Genomic DNA, 19,895 nt, shown 5'->3' on the forward strand with positions numbered 1-19,895 from the left:
GGGGCTTCTCAAAGGCCGAGATAGGCCTGACGGACGCGGTCGTTGGTCAGCAGGTCGGCGCCCGCGCCTTCGAGCTCGATGCGGCCGTTCTCCAGCACGTAGCCGCGATTTGCGATTCGCAGCGACGCCATCACGTTCTGCTCGACCAGGAGGATGGTGAGGCCCTCTTCGTTCAGCCGGCGCACGATGCGGAAGACTTCCTGCACGATGGTGGGGGCCAGCCCGAGCGAGGGCTCGTCGAACATGATGAGGCGCGGCTGGCCCATCAGGCAGCGACCGATCGCCACCATCTGCTGCTCGCCGCCCGAGAGCGTGCCGGCGGCCTGGCGCCGCCGTTCGGCAAGGCGCGGGAACATCGCGAAGACGCGCTCCAGCGTCTGCTTCTCCAGCGCCCGCGTGCGTTTGGGCGTTGCGCCCATCTCGAGGTTTTCCAGAACCGAGAGATTGGGAAAGACCTGGCGGCCTTCGGCGACATGACCGATGCCCGCCTCGCAGACGCGATAGGAAGGCCAGCCGGTGATGTCGCTACCGTCGAACCGGACATGGCCGCGCGTCGGTTTCTCGATCCCGTGGATCGCGCGGATCAGCGAACTCTTGCCTGCTCCGTTGGCGCCGACGATGGCCACGATCTCGCCCTGTCCGATCTCGAGTGAAACGCCGGCCAGCGCCTGGGCGTCGCCATAGAACAGGTCGAGGTTCTCGACCTTCAGGAGGGGCGCGCTCATGCGGGCTCCGCTTCGCCCAGATAGACGTCGAGCACCGCCTGATGGCGCGCGATTTCGGCCGGCGTGCCCTCGGCGATCTTCTCGCCGTAGCTCACCACCACGATGTTGGAGGCGAGCGCCATGACCGCCCGCATCACATGCTCGATCAGCAGGATGGTGAGGCCGGTGCGCATGTTGAGTTCCTGCAGGAACGTCACCATGACGTCGATCTCGGTGGGCCGCAGCCCGGCCATCACCTCGTCGAGCAGCAGCAGCTTGGGCTCGGTGGCGAGCGCGCGCGCAACCTCAAGGCGTTTGCGGTCGGGCAAGGTGAGGCTCTCGGCCGCCTGGTGCCGGCGATCGTGCAGGCCGAGCTGCATCAGAATGTCCGCGGCATAGGCCCGGGCGTCTGGAAGCGCGGGCCGGCGGTGCAGGGCGCCCACCGTGACGTTCTCCAGAACGCTCAATCCCTTGAACGGCTTCACGATCTGGAAGGTGCGGCCGACGCCCGCGTCGCAGACGAGGTCGGGCCGCAGACCGGAGATCTGCCGCCCGTCGAGCTGCACGCTGCCGGCGTCCGGCCGGTAGACACCCGCAATCATGTTGAAGATGGTGGTCTTGCCCGCGCCGTTGGGCCCGATGAGCGCGTTGATGGCGCCGGCCGGCACGTCGAACGAGACATCGTGGACCGCGCGGAGGCCGCGGAAGCTCTTGCCGATCCCATCGAGTTCGAGCCGCGCGCCGCTCATTTCTGCTTTTCCCCGAAGCCGAAGCGGTCGGCGATCCACGGCCAGACGCCGGCCGGGCGGTACATCACGATCACCAGCAGGGCGAGCCCGTAGAAGATCTGCTTCAGGCCGGAGATGTGGAAGACCTCGCTGAGGTCGGTGAAGATCTCGCCGAGGCCGGTCAGCACGACGGCGCCGACGATCGGACCGAAGAGCGTGCCCAGCCCGCCGATGATCGGCGCCAGGGTGAACTCGATGGAGCGGCCCATGGCAAAGGCCGTCTCGGGGAAGAGGTTGTTGTAGTAGAAGGCGTTCCAGACGCCGGCCAGCGCGGTCAGGCCTGCCGAGATCATGATCGCGATCATCTTGCAGCGCAGGACCGGCACGCCCACGGCCTGGGCGGCCTCCGGATCTTCGCGGATGGCCAGCCAGTAGCGGCCGAGCCGGCTCTCCAGCAGGGCACGGCAGAGGATGAAGGTGCCGGCGGCCAGTGCCAGGATCACATAGTAGAAGAGCAGTGGCCCGCCGCGCAGGTTCAGGATGTCCGAGGTGGAGTCGACCTTGAGGAAGAGTCCGCCCGAACCGCCGACCCAGCCCCAGTGATCGAAGGCGATGCGCGTGAACTCGCTGAAGGCGATGGTGAGCAGCGCGAAATAGACCCCGGCCAGCGAGAAGCGAAAGCCCAGATAGCCGACGATCGATCCGGCGGCGACGGCGGCCGCCACCGCGACGAAGACGCCGGCCCACGGGCCGATGCCGTAGTGGAAGAACAGGCCGGCGGCGATATAGCCGCCGACCCCGGCATAGAGCGCATGGCCGAGCGAAAGCTGGCCGGCGAAGCCCATCATGATGTTCCAGGCCTGGCCGACGAAGGCGAAGTAGAGGACCAGGATCAGGACGGACAGGCCGTATTTCCCGAGCAGCGCCGGCGCCACGAGCAGGAGCATCAGGAGCCCGCCGAGGCACCACAGGGAGCGGGCCGGCACGCCCCCGGTGAGGCGCGTGAGAAATGTCATGTGCTGCTCTTGCCGAACAGGCCCTGTGGCCGCAGCAGCAGCACCAGGATGAGGATACCGAAGCTCACCATGCTCTTCAGCGACGGCTGCAGCAGGAGCCCGGCCACCGCCTCGCTGACCCCGATCAGCAGGCCGCCGGCCAGCGCGCCGGTCATGCTGCCGAGGCCGCCCACGATCACGATGACGAAGGCGAGCAGCGTGTACTCGGCGGCGAGGAAGGGCGTCACCGGAATGATCGTGATCATCAGCGCGCCGGCGGCGCCCACGCAGGCGGCACCGACACCGAAGGTGAAGGCGTAGAGCCGGCGGACGTCGAGGCCGACCACCAGCGCGCCGAGATTGTTGTCGGCGGCGGCGCGGATCGACTTGCCGGTGCGGGTGCGGGTGAAGAAGAGCCACAACAGGCCCGCGATCACCACCGCGGTGAGGGCGGCGTGCGCGCGGACCGCGTCGAAGACGAAGGGCCCGAGTTCGTACGAATCGAACTGCGACTCCATCTGGACGCCGCGCGAGTCGGGACCGGCGACGACGAGGCAGGCATTGACCAGCAGGATGGCGATGGCCAGCAGCAGCAGGAACTGCTGATGCTCGGGCCGGCCGATGAAGGGCGAGATCACCACGCGCTGCAGCGCATAGCCCGCGCCGAAGAAGATCAAGGCGATCACCGGCAGGCTCAGCATCGGCGAGACCTGCAGGTATTCGAAACCCATCCAGGCGAGATACATGCCGACGACCATGATCTCGCCGTGCGCGAAGTTGACGACGCGCATCACGCCGAAGATGACCGAGAGGCCGAGCGCCATCAGCCCGTAGACCATGCCGGTCAACAGGCCCTTGGTGATCGCCTGGGCAAGCGAAAGGAGGAAATCGGCGGTCATCGTGTCGTCTTATCGAACTGACGCTTTCGAGAGCCCTCTCCGCCCGCGCAGCGGGGGGAGAGGGAGGGGACCCGCGCGCAAGCGTGGGGAGGGTGAGGTGGGTCTTTCGTCGCTGCGTCGGTGAGGTGTTGCCTTGAGAGAAGACCACCTCACCCTCCCATTGCTTCGCAATGGGCCCCGCATCCTCCCCCGCTGCGCGGCGGAGAGGGAAGGCGTGAGCGAGTGGATCAGGTGCGGCGCTTGTCGTTCCACGGCGGCATCGGGAAGACGAGCGGGGCGGCGGCCGACTCGAGCGGCAGCACGACCGTGGGCTTGCGCTTCAGGTTCTCGACGGCCGTGGCCTTGATGTTGACGTTCTGGCCCTTGGAGTCGAACTGGATCGGGCCGCCGACCATCACATGCTGGTCGATCTTGATCTTGCGCAGCGCTTCCATGAGGTCGCCGGGCTTGGTCGATTTGGCGGCGAGCCAGGCCTGCGCAGCGATCAGGACGCCCTCGAAGGTGAAGCCACCGTTGAGGTCGAGCTGGTCGTTGGGGAACTTCGCGGCATGGCGCTTCTCGAGCGCCTGGGTCATTGCCGATTTCGGGTCGAGCCATGGCACGTTCGAGATCATGTACTCGCCGTACTTGCCCATGGTCTTGAGGAAGTCCTGCTCGTAGAGGCCGGGCGCTCCGGGATTGAGGACCCCCATCGGTTCCCAGCGCTGCTTCACCATCTCCTGGACGAGCAGCTTCGCGTCGTTCAGGCGGCTGACCGGCAGCAGCAGTTCGGCCTTGGTGGCCTTGGCCTTGGCGACCTCGACCGAGAGGTCCTTGGCGGCGACGTCGTAGCTGATCGTGTCGACCAGCTCGTAGGGCATGTCGAGCTTGGGAAACAGCGCCTTGATGCCGTTGATCATCGCGGTGCCGAACGTGTCGTTCACGCTCATCAGCACGGCGGTCTTCGGCGTCTTGCCCGAGATCTTGAAGATCTCCTTGTGCAGCGACAGCGCGCCGGTGATCAGCATCGGCGCCGTCGGGAAGTTGCGCACGACGAACTTGTAGCCCTGCTCGGTGATCTGCGGGGCGGCCGCGATGTTCACGACCAGCGGCACGCCGCGCTGCTCGCAGACCTGGGCGATGGCGATGGTCTGGCCGGAATCGAAGGCGCCGACCAGGATGTGGCAGCCCGCGTCGATCGCCTTCTCGGCCTGGGTGCGGGCCACGTCCGGCTTGGTCTCGGTGTCGTAGTTCACGATCTCGAGCTTCACCGGCAACTTCATGTCGGCGAACACGTCGTTGGCCACGTCGGCGCCACGGCGGCAGGCCTGGCCGATCTGCGCCTGCAGGCCCGAGGTCGGCAGCAGCAGGCCGACCTTGAGGTTGGCGGGCGCGCCCTGGGCAAAGGCCTCACGCAGCGGCAGGGGAGCGCCCAGCAGGGCGGCGCCGGCGAGAGCGGACTGCCCAAGGCGACGGCGGGTGAAGGTCTTGCGGCCGGTCATTGCGGCTCCTCCCAAGGTTTTTGCTGGCCGGGACTATAGAGGCTGACTTCTGCGCGTGCTAGGTCGGCCGGCATGATCCATAGCCTCGACGACCTCAATCGAGCGACCGCCGGCGAGTTCGTGGCCGCCGTCGGCGACACGTTCGAACTGGCGCCGTGGGTCGCCGAAGCCGCCGCCGCCAAACGCCCCTTCGCCACGGTCATCGCACTGCACGAAGCGATGATGGGCGCGGTGCGGGCCGCGCCGCGCGAGCGCCAGCTTGCCTTCGTGTGCGGCCATCCCGATCTCGCCGGCAAGGCGGCGCGGGCGGGTGCGCTCACCGTGGACTCGCGACATGAACAGGCGAGTGTCGGGCTCGATACACTCTCCGAGGAGGAATTCGCGCGCTTCCACCACCTCAATGACGCCTACAAGGCGAAGTTCGGCTTCCCGTTCATCGTCTGCGTCCGCCGGCACACGCGCGATTCGATCCTCGCCCAGTTCGAACGCCGGCTGCGCCACGACGCGGCGACGGAATTCGCCGCTTCCCTGCAGGAAATCTCCTTCATCACGCGGCTGCGGCTGGCGGCCAAGGTGATGGGCGAGGGAATGCCGAAAGTGAACGGCCGGCTCAGCACGCATGTACTCGACACCCATGCGGGGCGACCGGCGGTTGGCATCTCCGTCGAACTCCATGAATTCGCGGGCGAGCGCGCCTATCTGATTGCAACCGCCGCGACCAACGCCGATGGTCGCACCGATGCGCCGCTGATCGGCGGCCGGCCGCTGCCGGTCGGCCGCTATGAGCTGCGCTTCGCGGTGGGTGACCATTTCCGCAGCAGGGGCATCGAGCAGGGCGATCCACCTTTTCTCGACATCGTGCCTTTACGGTTTTCCATTGCCGAGCCGGAGGGGCATTATCACGTCCCGCTGCTCTGCACGCCCTGGAGCTATTCGACGTATCGCGGAAGCTAGAAGTAGGAGGAGGAAATAATGAACTACAGCGACGTATCCCTGATGATCGACGGTGCCTGGACCAAGGGCGCCAACGGCCGGACGATCCCGGTCATCAATCCGGCCACGGAAGAAGTGATCGGCCATGTGGCCCATGCCGAGAAGGCCGACCTCGACCGTGCGCTCGAGGCGGCCGAAAAGGGCTTCCAGCAGTGGCGCAAGGTCTCGCCGTTCGATCGCTACAAGGTCATGCGCAAGGCCGCAGAGCTGATGCGCCAGCGCGCCGACGAGATCGCGACCATCATGACGATGGAGCAGGGCAAGCCGGTGATGGAGGCCAAGGGTGAGACCCTCCTCGCCGGCGACATCATCGACTGGATGGCCGAGGAAGGCCGCCGCACCTACGGCCGCATCGTCCCGGCGCGCTTCGAGAACGTGTACCAGCTCGTGACCAAGGAACCGGTCGGTCCGGTCGCCGCCTTCACGCCTTGGAACTTCCCGATCAACCAGGTGGTGCGCAAGGCCTCGGCGGCGCTGGCCACCGGCTGCTCGATCATCATCAAGGGACCGGAAGACACGCCCGGCTCGTGTGCCCAGCTCATCAAGGCCTTCGTCGATGCTGGCGTGCCCGCGGGCGTCATCCAGCTCGTCTACGGCGTGCCGTCTGAGATCAGCGAGTATCTGATCCCGCATCCGATCATCAAGAAGGTGACGTTCACCGGCTCGACGCCGGTCGGCAAGCAGCTGGCGGCCCTGGCCGGCGCGCACATGAAGCGCGTCACCATGGAACTGGGCGGCCATTCGCCGGCCATCGTGTTCGAGGATGCCGACATCGACCAGGCGGTGAACATCCTGGGCGCCAACAAGTTCCGCAATGCCGGACAAGTCTGCGTCGCGCCGACCCGCTTCCTGGTGCACGAGAAGGTCTATCCGGAGTTCGTCGAGAAGTTCACCGCCTACGCGAAGAACATCAAGGTCGGTAACGGCCTCGACAAGGACACGCGCATGGGGCCGCTCGTCGCCGAGCGTCGCCTGCACGCGATCGACGGCTTCGTGAGCGATGCCATCGGCAAGGGCGCCAAGGTCCAGACCGGTGGCCAGCGCAAGGGCAACAAGGGCTACTTCTACGAGCCGACCGTCCTCACCGACGTGCCGCTCGATGCCCGCATCATGAACGAGGAGCCGTTCGGCCCGCTGGCCCCGATCTCGTCGTTCAAGGATTTCGACGGGGTGATGAAGGAAGCCAACCGCCTGCCGTGGGGCCTCGCGGCCTACGCCTACACCACCAACAGCAAGACCATGACGCAGGTCGGTGCCGCCTTCGAAAGCGGCATGGTGTCGATCAACCACCATGGTCTTGCGCTGCCGGAAGTCCCGTTCGGCGGCATGAAGGACTCGGGCTACGGCTCGGAGGGGGGCATCGAGGCGCTCGAGGCCTACCTGAACACCAAGTTCATCAGCCAGCTCGGCATGTAGCCTGTCGCAGGCTGAAAAATCCGGCCCTCCTCCGATCCGTCGGAGGAGGGCTTTCATGTGCGAAACCTGTCGCCCCTCGGAACGGAGGGCAAACACAGGCTCGCCTTTTGGCCGCGCCGACTTATACGGGTCTCGTCCCGATCGAGGAGCGCATGCATGAAACGTAGAAATGTTCTGGCCGCCCTGGGCGGCCTTCCGGTCGCCGCCGCACTGGGCGCTGGTGCGCAGGCGCAGGAAGCCTATCCGGCCCGACTGGTGAAGATCCTCGTGCCGTTCGGTCCGGGCGGCTCCACCGACATCATCTCGCGCCTAATCGGCAAGCAGCTCGAGACCATGACGGGCAAGCCGTTCGTCATCGAGAACAAGCCTGGCGCCACCGGCATGATCGGTACGATCCAGGTCAAGAACGCGCCGGCCGACGGCTACACGATCCTGCTCGGCTCGACCAGTACGCTGGCCGCCAATCCCAGCCTGTACAAGCAGATGACCTACGACCCGACCGACTTCACCACGGTCGCCGTCATCGGCACCGCCGGCAACTTCATGCTGGTGAAGCCCGACGCGCCGTACAAGACGGTGAAGGAGTTCGTCGAGTATGCCAAGAAGCAGCCAAAGCCGCTCTTCTCGGGTTACGGCAACGCCTCCTCGCGCGTGCCGGCCGCTCTCTTCGAGGTCACGACCGGTGTGAAGTTCGAGGAAGTCGCCTATCGCGATGCCGTCTCCTCGATCCAGGATCTCAATGCCGGCCGCGTCGATTGCGTGTTCCCCGACCAGGTGGTGGGCGAGAGCTACGTCCGTTCGGGCTATGTGCGGGCGCTCGCGGTCACGTCGAAGGAACGCTCACCGCTGTTTCCCGACATTCCAGCCATCGCCGAGACCTATCCGGACTATGTGATCATCGCCTTCGCTTGCTTCGCGGTGCGCAAGGAGACGCCGGACGACATCAAACAGAAACTGAACCGGGTGATCATGGACGCGATCTACGAGCCGGCGATCCTGGAGCGCGTTAAGCAACTCGGCTTCATTCCGCCGCCGAAGGACTGGACGATCGCCCAGTGCGACGCCTTCGTCGCCAAGGAGCGCGAGGATTGGACAAGGTACATCAAGCTCGCGAAGATCGAACCGCAGTAACACCCGGTATTGCGCCGCCGCGGCCGGACGCTAAGCTCCCGGCCGAATGAGCGGGATTGCGCGGCGGAGTTTGCTGGGGGGATTGATGGCGGCGGGCGCCGGGCCGATGGTGCCGGCGCGCGCCAGCGACTGGCCGACGCGCACTGTATCCTGGATCGTGCCGTTCCCGGCCGGCGGCGGCTCCGACATGTTCTCGCGCCCCATTGCGGCGCGGGTTGCCGAGGCGATCGGCGAATCGGTGGTGATCGACAATCGCAGCGGCGCCGGCGGCACGGTCGGCACCGCCGTCGCGGCGCGGGCCGCGCCGGACGGCTACACGATGCTGGTGGGCGATACCGGCCTCGTCTACGCGCCGACCATCTATCCGCGGGCAGGCTTCGACTTCCTGCGCGACTTCGCGCCGATCGCCGCCTTCGGCCGTGTTCCCTATGCCCTGGTGATCAATCCGGCGCGGATCGATGCGGCCAATCTCGAAGCCTTCATCGAGATGGCAAAGAAGGCGCCCGGCAGCATCGACATCGGCTCGGCCGGCCTTGGCACGGTGACCCATCTCGCCATCGGCCTCTTCGAGGGGCGCGCCGGCATCAAGCTCACGCATGTCCCCTACCGCGGTGGCGCACCGATGCTGCAGGACCTGCTGGCCGGCCAGATCGGTGCCGCCTTCGTGCTGGTCAGCGCCGTTGCGAGTTCTGTCCGGTCGGGCAAGCTGCGCGCCCTCGCGGTCATCAACCGGCGCCGCGATGCGCAGTTGCCGGACGTGCCGACGGCGCATGAGGCGGGGTTGGCCGACTTCCGGATGACCACCTGGTTTGGACTGTTTGCGCCGATCCGCACGCCCGACGTCGTCCTCGACCGAATTCATGCCGCCGTACAGCGAGCGCTGGGCTCCGACGAAGTGAAGCGGCTGTGGGCCGAGCATGGGGCGAAGGTCGAGCTCGAAAGCCGCGCCGATTTCGCGAATTTCATCGGCCGCGAGGTCGAGCGGTGGGCCCGCATTGCCAAGGCCGCCAACGTCCAGATGGAGTGAACCGATGACGCCCTCGCGGTCTCTTTCTCGCCGGGCCGCCCTGGGCGGCTTGCTGCTGGCCACGGGCGCGGCGGGTTCGTCGCATGCCCAGCAATGGCGGCCGCCGCGGGCCATGAACTGGATCGTGCCGTTTCCGCCGGGGGGCTCGAACGACACCTTCGCGCGTCCCGTCGCGGCCAGTGTCAGCCAGCGCTTCGGCCTGCCGGTCGTGGTCGAGAATCGCAGCGGCGCCGGTGGCACGTTGGGCGGCATGGTGGTGGCGCGGGCGCGTCCCGATGGCTGCACCCTGCTGGTCGCCAACAGCGCCCAGTCCTTCGCCACGGTCGTCTACGCCGACTCGGGCTTCGACCTGCTGCGCGACTTCGCGCCCGTCAGCAACATTGCGAAGGTACCGGTCGGGCTGGTCGTCAATCCGGCCAAGCTCGACGTCAAGGATCTGGCGGCCTTCCTCGCCGCGGCCCGCAAGGCGCCCGACTCGATCAACATCGGCTCGTCGGGCCTCGGCACCATGCCGCATCTCGCCATCGAACTGCTGCAGCGGCGCACCGGCATCAGGCTGACGCATGTGCCCTATCGCGGCGGCGGGCCGGCGCTGCAGGACCTGCTGTCGGCGCAGCTCGACGCCACCTTCCAGCCGCTCAGCACGATCGCCTCCTATGTCCAGTCCGGCAAGCTGCGCGCGCTCGCCGTCGCGACTGCGAAGCGCGAAAGCGTCCTGCCCGACGTGCCGACCTTCGCCGAAGCGGGCGTCAAGGATTTCGAGGTCAGCACCTGGTACGGCCTGTTTGCGCCCATGAAGACGCCCCCTGTTGCGCTCGACGCGCTGCACGCCGCCGTGCAGGCGGCACTGGCCGAGCCCGACATCAAGCGGATCTGGGCCGAGCAGGGCGCCCGCATCGACCTCGAAAGCCGCCAAGCCTTCGGCGACTTCGTGAGGGCTGAGGTCGAGCGCTGGAGCGCCATCGCCCGCACCACCGGCCTGCCGATGGAGTAGCGATCCCTCATGTTCCTCGCCCCCGCTAGGGGGAGAGGCTAGGTGAGGGGGCAAGTCGAAGCGTTGATGCGCAACCCCCTCACCCAACCTCTCCCCCGATCGGGAGAGAGGAGTCTGACTAAAGAATCAAGTCTGCCCGCCGCCGTTCACCTGGATCATCTGGCAGTTCACATAGGCACCGCCATCGGAGACCAGCAGGCCGAGCACCGAGCCGATCTCGGCAGGCGTGCCCATGCGGCCGAGCGGAACCTTCGCCATGGTCTCGAGGCGGTGGTGATTGGACTCGTCGTCGTCCTCGACATCGGCCGAGATCGGGCCGGGCGAGATGGCGTTGACGGTGATGCCCTTGGGCCCGAACTCCTTGCCCAGCGCCTTGGTCAGTCCCCAGACGCCGTGCTTGGCGACCGAGACCGGGGCGCGGCCGGCGTAGCCGTGCATCGCATTCATGCCGGTGAAGTTGACGATGCGGCCCCAGCCCTTCTTCACCATGCCCGGCAGGCAGGCCTGCGACAGCCACACGGCGGCGTCGAGATCGACCGAGATGACGCGCCGCCAGTCGGCCTCGCTCATGTCTAGGAAGGGCTTGGCCGGTCGCAGCGCCGCATTGTTCACCAGCACGTCGACCGAGCCGAACTTCGCGATCGCCTCCTGGGCCATGCGGCGGCATTCCTCGGGGCTGCCGACATCGGCCATGACGACCAGCGCCTCGACGCCGAGCGCGGCAGCTTCCTTGGCCACCGATTCACAGGCCTTACGGTCGGACGAGCCATTGATCACGACGTCGTAGCCCATCCGGGCAAGCTGCAGCACACAGGCCCGGCCGATGTTTCGGCCCGCGCCGGTCACCAAAGCTGTTCTCCGCGTCGTGGCCATTCCATATCTCCCGCTTCATGAGTTCAAAGGGCGTGTAGAGGAGCTGAAGAAGATTTCGCTCGGTCGGCGCCCGGCGCGAGTCTGGACCGGCGGCACCGGTGAGGCAATCGTGCTGCCGCACGGCGGCTGGGCGGGCGCGGAACCCTGCTGGTCGACCGAGAGGGACGACCTCGAACGCACGCGCATCGCTCGCCGATCGGATGATGGCGCTGGGCGTCGAGGGCGCTACCCTTGTCGGCAACTCGCTGGGCGCAACGGTTGCCTGGCGCTTCCCCGGCCTACACCCTAGACAGCACCGCCCGACTTGAGGTCCGCAATCGCTTTTGCATCGTAGCCGAGGCCGGTCAGGACTTCTTCCGTGTGCTGGCCGAGGTCCGGCGTCGGGTTGAGCGCCTTCGGTTGCGGGTAGTCCGAGAGGTTGATCGGCTGGCCGACCACCTTGATCTCGCCGAGCGCGGGGTGGTTGACCGGGCGGGCGATGCCGAGGTGCTGGACCTGTGGTTCGGCGAAGGTCTTGTCGATCGTGTTGATCGGACCGCAGGGGACCCCCGCCTTGTTCAGCGAGTCGATCCAGTGCGCGCTGGTGTTGGTCCTGGTCACCTCGGCAAGGCGCTCGTTCAGCGCCTTGCGGTTCTGCGAACGCAGCGCCGGGGTGGCGTGCTCGGGATGGTCGATCAGGGCCTGGGCGCCCAGTGCCAGCGCGGCGCGCTTCCACATCTTGTCGCCGGCGGCGGCGATGTTGATGTAGCCGTCGCTGGTCGGGAAGACGCCGGTCGGGATGCTGGTCGGATGGTCGTTGCCGGCCTGCTTCGGCACCTCACCCTTCATCAGCCAGCGCGAGGCCTGGAAGTCGAGCATGAAGATCTGCGCCTCGATCAGCGAGGTGTGGACCCACTGGCCCTTGCCGGTGCGCTCGCGCGTGTAGAGTGCCAGCATGATCGCCTGCGCGAGCAGGAGACCGGATGTGAGATCGGCGATGGGAATGCCGACCCGCATGGGGCCGCGGCCCGGCTCGCCGGTGATCGACATCAGGCCGCCCATGCCCTGGGCGATCTGGTCGACGCCGGGACGCGCGGCATCCGGGCCGCTCTGGCCGAAACCCGCGATCGAGCCGTAGATGATGCGCGGGTTGATCTTCGCCACCGTGTCGTAGTCGACCTTGAGGCGATGCTTCACGTCGGAGCGGTAGTTTTCGACGATGACGTCGGCCTTGGCCGCGAGCTTCATGAAGATCGCATGGCCCTCGGGGCTCTTGAGGTTGAGCGTCATCGACTTCTTGTTGCGATGCAGGTTCTGGAAGTCGAACCCGTGGCGCGCCCCGCCCATGGAATCGTTCTTGCCGCCTTCGGAGGGCGGTGGGGGCGGCTCGATCTTGATCACGTGCGCCCCCCAGTCGGCGAGCTGGCGCACGGCGGTCGGTCCGGCACGATGTGCCGTGAGGTCGAGGACGGTGAGGTGGGAGAGGGGCAGGGCGGTCATCGAGTTTACCTTTTTGCAATATGCCGTCATCCCGACCGGAGCGAAGCGGAGTGGAGGGATCTCTTTTCGGATCGATGAGAGGCCCCTCGGCTTCGCTCGGGGCGCCGGTACTTACTTCCCTTTGAAGAGGGGCCGGCGTTTTTCCATGAAGGCGCGGCGGCCTTCCTTGAAGTCCTCGCTGTCGAAACAGGCCTCGGCCATCCTGTCGAGCTTCGCGTGGTCCTGCTTCGATTCGGGCTTGGCGATCTCGCGCGCGGCCGCCTTGGCGAGAGCGATCGTCAGCGGCGCATTCTGCGCGATGGCGCCGGTGATGCCGTCGACCATGGCGTCGAGCTCGGCATCGGCGGAGACGCCGTGCACCAGGCCCATGTCGTAGGCCTCCTTCGAGGAATACTGCTTGGCCGTGAACAGGAACTCCATGGCGCGCGGCAGGCCGACGATGCGCGAGAAGCGCTCGATGCGCAGGAAGCCGTAGCCGAGGCCGAGCTTGGCGGCCGGCACACCGAAGCGCGCGCCCTCGTTGCAGTAGCGCAGGTCGCAGCAGGCCGCGAGGTTCATGCCGCCGCCGATGCAGTAGCCGGTGATCTTGGCGATGGTCGGCTTGGGGAAGTCGTAGAGCGCTTCGTAGCCTTCCTTGGAGATGGCGTCGTAGCGGACCTGCGCCTCGGCGTTGGCGCGCTCGCTCTCGAACTTGGAGATGTCGGCGCCGGAGACGAAGGCCTTGCCGCCGGCGCCGCTCACCACGAGGCAGCGGATCTCGGGATCCTGGGCGAAGTCCTTCAGGACGCTGACGAAGCCGTCCCACATGTCGAGCGAGACCGCGTTGAGCTTCGCCGGGTTGTTGAAGACGACGTGGCCCACGGCGCCCTCGCGGCGACCGATGATTTTCTGTTCCTGCATGCCGGCAATCCTTCCAATGAGGCGGCGAATATAGCCTGCGTCGGTCGGATTGAAGAAGGAGCACGCCGGCAATCTGGACTCACATGGAGTGTCAAGCAGGTGACGCGTGGTCGCAATCGGGCGACAATGGACAGATCGAAGCTCGCCCACCCCCACGGGTCGTGAACCGGGGAGGGTGTTCCCAGAACATGTCCGGGAAGGAAATCCCACGAATGCACTTCGCACGCTATTTCCTGATCGCCCTCGTCGCCGGCACCTTTGCGCTCGACATGCCCCAGGCCTCTGCCCAGCAAATGGTCAGTGTGGCGCGCGAGGACGTGAATCTGCGTTCCGGTCCGGGAACGCGCCATTCCGCCGAGTGGGTCCTGAGCAGAGGCTTCCCCCTGAAAGTCGTCGGACGACGCGGCGACTGGCTGCAGGTACAGGATTTCGAGAACGACAAAGGCTGGATTCTGGGAACGCTGACCAGCAGCACGCCGTATCACATCGTGAAGGTCAAGACGGCCAACGTGCGGAGCCAGCCGACCACGAGCAGCCGTATCGTCGGCAAGGTCTCCTACGGCGACGCGCTGAAGACGCTCGAGCGCAAGAGCGACTGGGTCAAGGTCCAGCGCGACGGCGCGCTGCGAGGCTGGATCTCGCGGAAACTGCTCTGGGGCTGGTAGTCGCAGCGCCTCCGATCCTCAGTCGAGTATCGCCACGTCGTCGACCGTGACCGGCTTGGCAAGCAGTCCCAGCGTTTCCAGCGTGCTGATCGTCGCTTCCCAGCCGGCGCGGGTCTGCTGGCCGGTCGGCGGTCCCGAGAGCTGCTGGGAGACGGTCGCCATGCTGCGGTCGACGTAACGCGGCGCCAGTCGTGGGAAGAGTCGGGAGAAATGCGACGCAGCGTCGGCCGGCCGCTCCCGGACCATGTTGTAGCTTTCCTGTACGGCCTCCTCGACATTCCGTGCGATCTCTCGTCTGACCGGATCGGCCCAGGCGGCGTCGTTGACGATGAGGTTGAGGCTGTAGGCCTTCACGCCGAAATCGCTCAGGCGGATCATGGTGATGCGGCGTCCCTCAGCGATGAGCATGGACGGCGCCATCTCGTCATAGTCGATCAGCGCATCGACCTTCTTCTCGACCAGGTCATAGGCACTCCAGCTGACCGTCGTCTCCTTGATCCTGCCGCGGTCGAGCCTGTTGGCGGCGACCAGGGCGCGGAATTCCTCGTTGGTGATGCTGCCCGGCACGAGTCCCAGCGTCTTACCGTAGAGATCGCGCGGGTGGGCGATGCGGTCCTCTCCGCGGGTGTAGATCACGGTGGGAGTCTTCGCGTAGTAGACAGCGAGGCTCTTGATCGGCTGTCCCTTGGAACGGCCGATCGCGGTGGCGATGCCGCTCGACGAGCCGATCCAGTAGGGCGTGCCCGAGCCGATCATCTCCGCCGATGAGATCGCGCCCTGGGTCTCGGCGAAAGTGACCTCGAGTCCGCGCCGTTCGAAGGCGCCCATCTCCCGGGCAAGGTAGAAGCCGGCGAAGGTGGGCAGCGCTTTCCAGTCGAGCAGAATCTCGACCTTCTGGGGAGGATCGGGCACCGGTTGGGCAATGGCCGGCGCCGGAAGCAGCGAGGCTAGGGCGCCGGCAAGCACCATGCGACGGGAAGAGTTCATAAGGGGGGATCCTGACCAGCCTGTGTCCGGAAAGTAGGGGCGGAACATGTCATAAACACGTCCGGATAGGGGAGCGATTTTCGCCCGGGACCGTTGTCCCCGCGTGGAAGCCCTCACTCCATTGGGCCGCGTCAGGCGGTTGCTCACCGAGACGTTCGCGGGATTCGTCGAGGACGACGCCTTCAGCCGGGGCGCATCGATCGCGTATTTCACGTTGTTCTCCCTGGCCCCCGTCCTGCTTCTCGTCATTGCGGTCGCCGGGCTGGTGTTCGGGCAGGATGCCGCCGAGGGCGCGATCGTGGACCAGCTGAGCGGCCTGATGGGCCGGGACACGGCGGAGGCAACTCAGGCCATGATCCGCAGCGCCAGCGACCGCATGTCGGGCCTGGTTGCCACGCTGGTCGGCGTGGTCACAATATTCGTCGCCGCCAGCGGAGTGTTCGGCGAGGTTCAGTCCGCCCTGAATGCGATCTGGAAGGCGAAGTCGCGGCGCTCGACCATGTCGCGTCTCGACCCGGCCTTGGCGCGCTAGGGGGTAAGGGCGAGACGACCATCAGGGCGCTCGCGTCGTTGCTTGCAGCGCCGTTGACTTGAAGCCATATCTTGGAGCCATGAAAACGCTCCTGCCGGCACTGCTCGTGCTCCTCGTCGCGGCCCTGGCGACACCCGCGACGGCGCAATCCTATGAAGACCAGATGCGGCAGGCGGCGGGCGCCTACGAGCGCAAGGATATGGCGACCGCCGTGCGCATCTGGAAAGTGTGGGCCGCCAAGGGCGAGGCTGAGGCGCAGACCCTGCTCGGTGCCATGTACTGGAGCGGCGAAGGCGTGCCGCGCAACCTGAACGAAGCGGCAAGGCTCTATCTTGCCGCTGCCAAGCAGGGATACGCGCGCGCTCAGAACAATATCGGCTTCATGCTGGGGTTCGGCGAGGGTGTCCCGCCGCGCGACGACATCGAGGCCTACAAGTGGATCAGGCTCGCCATCGACCGGTACACCGCGAAGAACCAGGACCGACTCGACCAGGCCCGAAAGGACCTGGCGACCCTGTCCGCCCGCATGAACCCTGCGCAAATCGCTGAGGCGGAACGACGCGTTCGGGCGTGGAAACCCGTGCCGAAGATGCGGTAAGGTCCGCGACCACGCGGCGGTCACGAGCGATGCCCCGGCGTCGGCCCTATAAGAAGGACTGAATGAACCGACCCTCGATTGCCGCGGCTTTTGCCGCCTCATTGCTTTTCGCCGGGATGTCCCAGGGCATTGCGCGCGATCGGCCGTGGGTCGAGCCGGCGCATGCGAAGGATGCCGGCCTCGTGGCAGAGCTTCGGCTGCTGGGAGTGGAATTGCCGCCCCTTCACGACCAGCCGGCGGCCGCTGCGGGACTTCGCGACCATCTTCATTTCATCGAACTGGCATCGGTCAACGGGCTCCTCCAGCGGAACGTGGCCATCGAGATCACACCTCCCCAGCCGCTCATCGCGATCGCAGACAATGTCCCGCCGCCGGTCGCAAGCGGGCCGGTCCCTGAACCCGTGTTGGCCCAGGGCCAAGCCATCGAAGACAGGATGCTGGGCGACGGTCTGGATGACGAACGGCTGCAGGCGTACCTGCCATTTGCACGCGAGCTTGGCGTCGCGGGCGTGATCAGCGGCGGCTCGTTCGAAGCCTCGGCGGTCGCCGCAGGCGTTCCCGCGCCGGCCATGCTCGATGCCGTGCAGGCGCTCGAGACCTCGGTCGACCTCAAGAAGGAGATGCGCGACGGCCACGGGTTCTATGTCCGCTACCAGCAGACCTTCACTCAGGCGGGTGCGCCACTCGACGTCGGCCGTGTGCTGTGGATGGAGCTGCGGACGCCCAAGGGCGTGATGGCCATCCATCGCTTTCGCTCGCGCGACAATACCGAGCGCTTCTGGATGGCGAACGGGCAGGCTGCGACACCGCCCTCGTTCCGGCTGCCGCTCGACACCGTTTCGATCTCGTCGGGTTTCGGCCTGCGCGCCGATCCATTCGACCAGCCGCCACGGCCGTATGGCGGCAAGCCGCAGGGCGCCGGCGGTCCGAAGCGTCCGCCAGGCCTCCCACCCGGCCTGCCGACGGGGGCTTCTTCCTATGGCAGCTCTTCCTATGGTGGTTTCCAGGCGCCGCCGGCCTACGCGCTATCGGCACGGCCTTCGTCGTCTCGATCGCTGTTCATGCATGAAGGCGTCGACCTCGTCGCGCCGACCGGCACGCCGGTCGTCGCGGCGGCCGACGGCCTCGTGGTGGGAGCCGCGCCGAACGGCCGCTACGGCAACTGGATCCGCCTCGAACATGGCGGCAAGCTGGCATCGGTCTATGGCCATCTCTCCGCCTTCGCGACCGGCCTCCAGCCCGGCATGATGGTGTCGCGCGGCGACGTGATCGGTTACGTCGGCAGCACCGGCCGCTCGACCGGCGCGCATCTTCATTTCGAGCTTCAGGTCGACGGCAAGCCGGTCAACCCGATCACCCACCCCGAGCTGAAGCGCGCCCAGCTTCGCGGTCCCGACTTCGAGCGATTCCGCAAGCAGGTGGCCGCCAGTCTCGTCGAACGCGAACTCGAGGCCAGGCCAGCCGCCGTTTCAGTCGGCGACTGATCCACCAGCCTGCTCGCGGGCCTTCAGCGCGAAAGCCTCTTCCGGCGACAGGACCAGCCGGTGCCGCCCGATGAGCGCGAACCAGGCGATCCCGACCGCGAACCACGCGCCGACGCCGAGCACTCCGGACACGAACACCGGATCGAGCAGCTGATAGACCAGCGTGATGGCGGCGATCACGATGGTGACCACCGCGCCCGCCACGCCCATCGGGGAACGATAGGGCCGCGCAAGGGCCGGCAGCCGCGCCCGCAGGACGAGGAAGCTCACGGCCTGCAGCAGGTAGGAGAGCATGGCGCCGGCGACTGCCATGTTGAGCAGCATGCCCTGTATCACCGCGGCGCCCCGCTCGGCGCCCATGCCGAACCACAGCGCGAACATGATCGCGAGTGCCACGGCCGAGCCGGCCAGCAGAGCGACATGGGGCGTCTTGTGGCGCGGATGGGTGATCGACAGGAAGCGCGGGAAATAGCCCGCGCGCGACAGCGAGTAGATCTGTCGGCCCTTGGCGAAGAGGATGGTGTGGAAGCTTGCAACGAGGCCGACGCAGGCAACCAGCGCCAGCGCCTTCGCGAGCCCGTCGCCGAACGTGGCGCGAAAGCCGTCGAGCAGCGGCTCGCCTGAACTGGCGAGCTGGAAGCTGCCCGGGGCCACCGATGGGTTGAGCCAGACGATGAGGCTCGCCGAAACGAAGAGAGTCAGCAACCCGGCCACGATGCCGCGCGGGATGTCGCGTGACGGCTCCACCGATTCCTCGGCCGCGAGGGGAAGCTGCTCGATGGCGAGGAACAGCCAGACGGCGAAGGGAAGCGCGGCCAGCGCGCCGTGCAGCCCGAACGGCAGCAGCGGGCCGCCACCTTGCGCCAGCTCGACCGGCTTGCCGTCGGGGCCGGCGCCGATGTTGAGCGCGTATCGGCCAAAGTCTGCGACGGGGAGAGCCGAAATCCAGAACACCGCGAGGCAGGCGAGCGAGGCCAGGGTGACGATGACGGTGACTTTGAAGGAGAGTTCGACACCGCGGACGTTCAACGCCACGAATACCGCATAGCCGGCCACCCAGTAGGCCGGCAGCCAGGCGGGTGGGGTCTCGAATACGGCGGCGAGATAGGTTGCCAGGAACGACACGATGACTGCTGGCGTGAGCACGTATTCGACGTTCTCGCAGAGCCCCGTGACGAAGCCGCCCCACGGTCCCATCGAAGCGCGCGCGAAGGAATAGGCGCCGCCGGTGTGGGGCAGGGCGGACGCCATCTCGGCAATGCAAAAGACCAGGCCGAGATACATGACGGCGATGAGGCAGGCGGCCAGCGCGTAGCCGCCCCAGCCACCGGCCTGCAGGCCGAGGTTCCACCCGGAATAGTGACCCGAGATGACCGCTCCGACTCCCAGCGCCCAGAGCGAGAAGACGCCGGCGTAGCGGCGCAGCCCGCGGCGCGCGAAATAGTCCGGCGCAACAGTCTGATACGGTGCTCGCGGTAGACTCATCGGCGCGATGTTAATGTCAAAGGACGTGTGGGCGCGAGGTCGAAGAGTGCGGAGCTACCAGGTCATGCGGAAGCCGGCGGCGAGGGCATGATTGGAATCCTGTCTGGAGGCGTCGCCTTCGTCGCGCCTCGCAGGCGCGTGAAGGCAGTGGGCAACTCGTCTTGGATTTTGTCGTGGACGAGTTGCGAGCGTCCGGGATCAAGGTCTGACGGGCCGCTCGCTATGGGCCGGGGCGACGACCAATACAGTCCCCCAGCGGCGGGCCTCGTGACGATGCTCAGTCCCAGGCGGCGTCGACGATCTGTCCGGCTTCGGAGAGGACCAGTGTCAAACGGTTGGGTTCGTATTGGTAGCTCGGGATGCCGTCGGCCGGGCGGATGATGCGCAGCGGATAGGGAAGGTCCTCTTCCTTCACGACGGTGCCGGCGGCCTGGCCGGCGGGCGCGGCGGCGCCCCTGGCCTGGAAGTACTTGCCCAGGCACTTGGCGCAATCTTCCTTGGGCGGCGCGACCTCGGCGAAGCCC

General features: G+C 66.8%; 20 protein-coding genes. 9 read left to right on the plus strand and 11 right to left on the minus strand.

Annotated elements, in window-relative coordinates; translation table 11 throughout:
• Nucleotides 1-8: 8 nt before the first annotated feature.
• From Q7V45_RS11600 to Q7V45_RS11620, 5 genes are all read right to left on the minus strand, one after another.
• Complete coding sequence (locus Q7V45_RS11600; protein ID WP_304851908.1) at nt 9-725, minus strand: ABC transporter ATP-binding protein; 717 nt, start codon at nt 723-725, stop codon at nt 9-11.
• The gene (locus Q7V45_RS11605; RefSeq protein ID WP_304851913.1) at nt 722-1,453 is read right to left on the minus strand and encodes an ABC transporter ATP-binding protein; all 732 of its coding nucleotides are present in this window, start codon (nt 1,451-1,453) and stop codon (nt 722-724) included. The genes Q7V45_RS11600 and Q7V45_RS11605 overlap by 4 nt, the downstream gene beginning before the upstream one ends.
• Nucleotides 1,450-2,448 carry a branched-chain amino acid ABC transporter permease gene (locus Q7V45_RS11610; RefSeq protein WP_304851916.1) on the minus strand — a complete coding sequence of 333 codons (999 nt, stop codon included), beginning with the start codon at nt 2,446-2,448 and terminating at the stop codon, nt 1,450-1,452. The genes Q7V45_RS11605 and Q7V45_RS11610 overlap by 4 nt, the downstream gene beginning before the upstream one ends.
• Nucleotides 2,445-3,326, minus strand: a complete 882-nt coding sequence (locus Q7V45_RS11615; RefSeq protein WP_304851919.1) for a branched-chain amino acid ABC transporter permease — start codon at nt 3,324-3,326, stop codon at nt 2,445-2,447. Before Q7V45_RS11615 ends, Q7V45_RS11610 begins: the two co-directional genes overlap by 4 nt.
• Nucleotides 3,327-3,553: 227 nt before the next feature.
• On the minus strand, nt 3,554-4,807 hold the full coding sequence (locus Q7V45_RS11620) for an ABC transporter substrate-binding protein (RefSeq protein ID WP_304851922.1): 1,254 nt from the start codon (nt 4,805-4,807) through the stop codon (nt 3,554-3,556).
• Nucleotides 4,808-4,879: 72 nt separating this feature from the next.
• Here Q7V45_RS11620 and uraD point away from each other — a divergent pair, with 72 nt between their 5' ends.
• The 5 genes from uraD to Q7V45_RS11645 all read left to right on the plus strand — a co-directional run bounded on the left by uraD (nt 4,880) and on the right by Q7V45_RS11645 (nt 10,368).
• Nucleotides 4,880-5,761: a 2-oxo-4-hydroxy-4-carboxy-5-ureidoimidazoline decarboxylase gene (gene uraD, locus Q7V45_RS11625; RefSeq protein ID WP_304851925.1), complete on the plus strand. Its 882-nt coding sequence runs from the start codon at nt 4,880-4,882 to the stop codon at nt 5,759-5,761.
• A gap of 18 nt (nt 5,762-5,779) precedes the next feature.
• A complete protein-coding gene (locus tag Q7V45_RS11630) occupies nt 5,780-7,216 on the plus strand; it encodes an NAD-dependent succinate-semialdehyde dehydrogenase (RefSeq protein ID WP_304851929.1) in 1,437 nt (478 codons plus the stop codon).
• 156 nt (nt 7,217-7,372) lie between these two features.
• Entirely contained in the window at nt 7,373-8,347 is a 975-nt protein-coding gene (locus Q7V45_RS11635; protein WP_304851933.1) for a tripartite tricarboxylate transporter substrate binding protein, read from the plus strand.
• Nucleotides 8,348-8,432: 85 nt separating this feature from the next.
• A complete protein-coding gene (locus Q7V45_RS11640; protein WP_304851936.1) occupies nt 8,433-9,374 on the plus strand; it encodes a tripartite tricarboxylate transporter substrate binding protein in 942 nt (313 codons plus the stop codon).
• 4 nt (nt 9,375-9,378) lie between these two features.
• Entirely contained in the window at nt 9,379-10,368 is a 990-nt protein-coding gene (locus Q7V45_RS11645) for a tripartite tricarboxylate transporter substrate binding protein (protein ID WP_304851939.1), read from the plus strand.
• 126 nt (nt 10,369-10,494) lie between these two features.
• Here Q7V45_RS11645 and Q7V45_RS11650 read toward each other — a convergent pair whose 3' ends face one another.
• From Q7V45_RS11650 to Q7V45_RS11660, 3 genes are all read right to left on the minus strand, one after another.
• Nucleotides 10,495-11,241 (minus strand): SDR family NAD(P)-dependent oxidoreductase, encoded by a 747-nt coding sequence (locus tag Q7V45_RS11650; RefSeq protein WP_304851942.1) that lies wholly within the window; start codon nt 11,239-11,241, stop codon nt 10,495-10,497.
• A 285-nt stretch (nt 11,242-11,526) separates the two neighbouring features.
• Nucleotides 11,527-12,720 carry a CaiB/BaiF CoA-transferase family protein gene (locus Q7V45_RS11655; protein ID WP_304851945.1) on the minus strand — a complete coding sequence of 398 codons (1,194 nt, stop codon included), beginning with the start codon at nt 12,718-12,720 and terminating at the stop codon, nt 11,527-11,529.
• A 111-nt stretch (nt 12,721-12,831) separates the two neighbouring features.
• Entirely contained in the window at nt 12,832-13,620 is a 789-nt protein-coding gene (locus tag Q7V45_RS11660; protein WP_304851947.1) for an enoyl-CoA hydratase, read from the minus strand.
• Nucleotides 13,621-13,832: 212 nt separating this feature from the next.
• Between Q7V45_RS11660 and Q7V45_RS11665 the strand changes: the two genes are divergently transcribed.
• Entirely contained in the window at nt 13,833-14,285 is a 453-nt protein-coding gene (locus Q7V45_RS11665) for an SH3 domain-containing protein (protein WP_304851950.1), read from the plus strand.
• 18 nt (nt 14,286-14,303) lie between these two features.
• On the opposite strand, the gene Q7V45_RS11670 is transcribed toward Q7V45_RS11665, so the two are convergent.
• Complete coding sequence (locus Q7V45_RS11670; protein ID WP_304851954.1) at nt 14,304-15,272, minus strand: ABC transporter substrate-binding protein; 969 nt, start codon at nt 15,270-15,272, stop codon at nt 14,304-14,306.
• Nucleotides 15,273-15,375: 103 nt separating this feature from the next.
• Between Q7V45_RS11670 and Q7V45_RS11675 the strand changes: the two genes are divergently transcribed.
• The 3 genes from Q7V45_RS11675 to Q7V45_RS11685 all read left to right on the plus strand — a co-directional run bounded on the left by Q7V45_RS11675 (nt 15,376) and on the right by Q7V45_RS11685 (nt 17,886).
• Nucleotides 15,376-15,804, plus strand: a complete 429-nt coding sequence (locus Q7V45_RS11675; RefSeq protein WP_304851957.1) for a YihY/virulence factor BrkB family protein — start codon at nt 15,376-15,378, stop codon at nt 15,802-15,804.
• 79 nt (nt 15,805-15,883) lie between these two features.
• Nucleotides 15,884-16,402 carry a tetratricopeptide repeat protein gene (locus Q7V45_RS11680; RefSeq protein ID WP_304851960.1) on the plus strand — a complete coding sequence of 173 codons (519 nt, stop codon included), beginning with the start codon at nt 15,884-15,886 and terminating at the stop codon, nt 16,400-16,402.
• 62 nt (nt 16,403-16,464) lie between these two features.
• Nucleotides 16,465-17,886, plus strand: a complete 1,422-nt coding sequence (locus Q7V45_RS11685) for a M23 family metallopeptidase (protein ID WP_304851963.1) — start codon at nt 16,465-16,467, stop codon at nt 17,884-17,886.
• Here Q7V45_RS11685 and Q7V45_RS11690 read toward each other — a convergent pair.
• Both Q7V45_RS11690 and Q7V45_RS11695 read right to left on the minus strand, forming a co-directional pair.
• Nucleotides 17,872-19,371: an amino acid permease gene (locus Q7V45_RS11690; protein ID WP_304851966.1), complete on the minus strand. Its 1,500-nt coding sequence runs from the start codon at nt 19,369-19,371 to the stop codon at nt 17,872-17,874. The genes Q7V45_RS11685 and Q7V45_RS11690 overlap by 15 nt on opposite strands.
• Nucleotides 19,372-19,648: 277 nt before the next feature.
• Nucleotides 19,649-19,895, minus strand: a 247-nt coding sequence (locus Q7V45_RS11695) for a hypothetical protein (RefSeq protein WP_304851969.1), incomplete at its 5' end; no start/stop codon positions are given.

It is taken from the genome of Reyranella sp. (assembly GCF_030651995.1).
Classification (GTDB): domain Bacteria; phylum Pseudomonadota; class Alphaproteobacteria; order Reyranellales; family Reyranellaceae; genus Reyranella.

Coding starts and splice junctions, on each gene's coding strand:
- Q7V45_RS11600 (WP_304851908.1), bottom strand. CDS start 725: ATGAGCGCGCCCCTCCTGAAGGTCGAGAACCTCGACCTGTTCTATGGC.
- Q7V45_RS11605 (WP_304851913.1), bottom strand. CDS start 1,453: ATGAGCGGCGCGCGGCTCGAACTCGATGGGATCGGCAAGAGCTTCCGC.
- Q7V45_RS11610 (WP_304851916.1), bottom strand. CDS start 2,448: ATGACATTTCTCACGCGCCTCACCGGGGGCGTGCCGGCCCGCTCCCTG.
- Q7V45_RS11615 (WP_304851919.1), bottom strand. CDS start 3,326: ATGACCGCCGATTTCCTCCTTTCGCTTGCCCAGGCGATCACCAAGGGC.
- Q7V45_RS11620 (WP_304851922.1), bottom strand. CDS start 4,807: ATGACCGGCCGCAAGACCTTCACCCGCCGTCGCCTTGGGCAGTCCGCT.
- uraD (WP_304851925.1), top strand. CDS start 4,880: ATGATCCATAGCCTCGACGACCTCAATCGAGCGACCGCCGGCGAGTTC.
- Q7V45_RS11630 (WP_304851929.1), top strand. CDS start 5,780: ATGAACTACAGCGACGTATCCCTGATGATCGACGGTGCCTGGACCAAG.
- Q7V45_RS11635 (WP_304851933.1), top strand. CDS start 7,373: ATGAAACGTAGAAATGTTCTGGCCGCCCTGGGCGGCCTTCCGGTCGCC.
- Q7V45_RS11640 (WP_304851936.1), top strand. CDS start 8,433: ATGGCGGCGGGCGCCGGGCCGATGGTGCCGGCGCGCGCCAGCGACTGG.
- Q7V45_RS11645 (WP_304851939.1), top strand. CDS start 9,379: ATGACGCCCTCGCGGTCTCTTTCTCGCCGGGCCGCCCTGGGCGGCTTG.
- Q7V45_RS11650 (WP_304851942.1), bottom strand. CDS start 11,241: ATGGCCACGACGCGGAGAACAGCTTTGGTGACCGGCGCGGGCCGAAAC.
- Q7V45_RS11655 (WP_304851945.1), bottom strand. CDS start 12,720: ATGACCGCCCTGCCCCTCTCCCACCTCACCGTCCTCGACCTCACGGCA.
- Q7V45_RS11660 (WP_304851947.1), bottom strand. CDS start 13,620: ATGCAGGAACAGAAAATCATCGGTCGCCGCGAGGGCGCCGTGGGCCAC.
- Q7V45_RS11665 (WP_304851950.1), top strand. CDS start 13,833: ATGCACTTCGCACGCTATTTCCTGATCGCCCTCGTCGCCGGCACCTTT.
- Q7V45_RS11670 (WP_304851954.1), bottom strand. CDS start 15,272: ATGAACTCTTCCCGTCGCATGGTGCTTGCCGGCGCCCTAGCCTCGCTG.
- Q7V45_RS11680 (WP_304851960.1), top strand. CDS start 15,884: ATGAAAACGCTCCTGCCGGCACTGCTCGTGCTCCTCGTCGCGGCCCTG.
- Q7V45_RS11685 (WP_304851963.1), top strand. CDS start 16,465: ATGAACCGACCCTCGATTGCCGCGGCTTTTGCCGCCTCATTGCTTTTC.
- Q7V45_RS11690 (WP_304851966.1), bottom strand. CDS start 19,371: ATGAGTCTACCGCGAGCACCGTATCAGACTGTTGCGCCGGACTATTTC.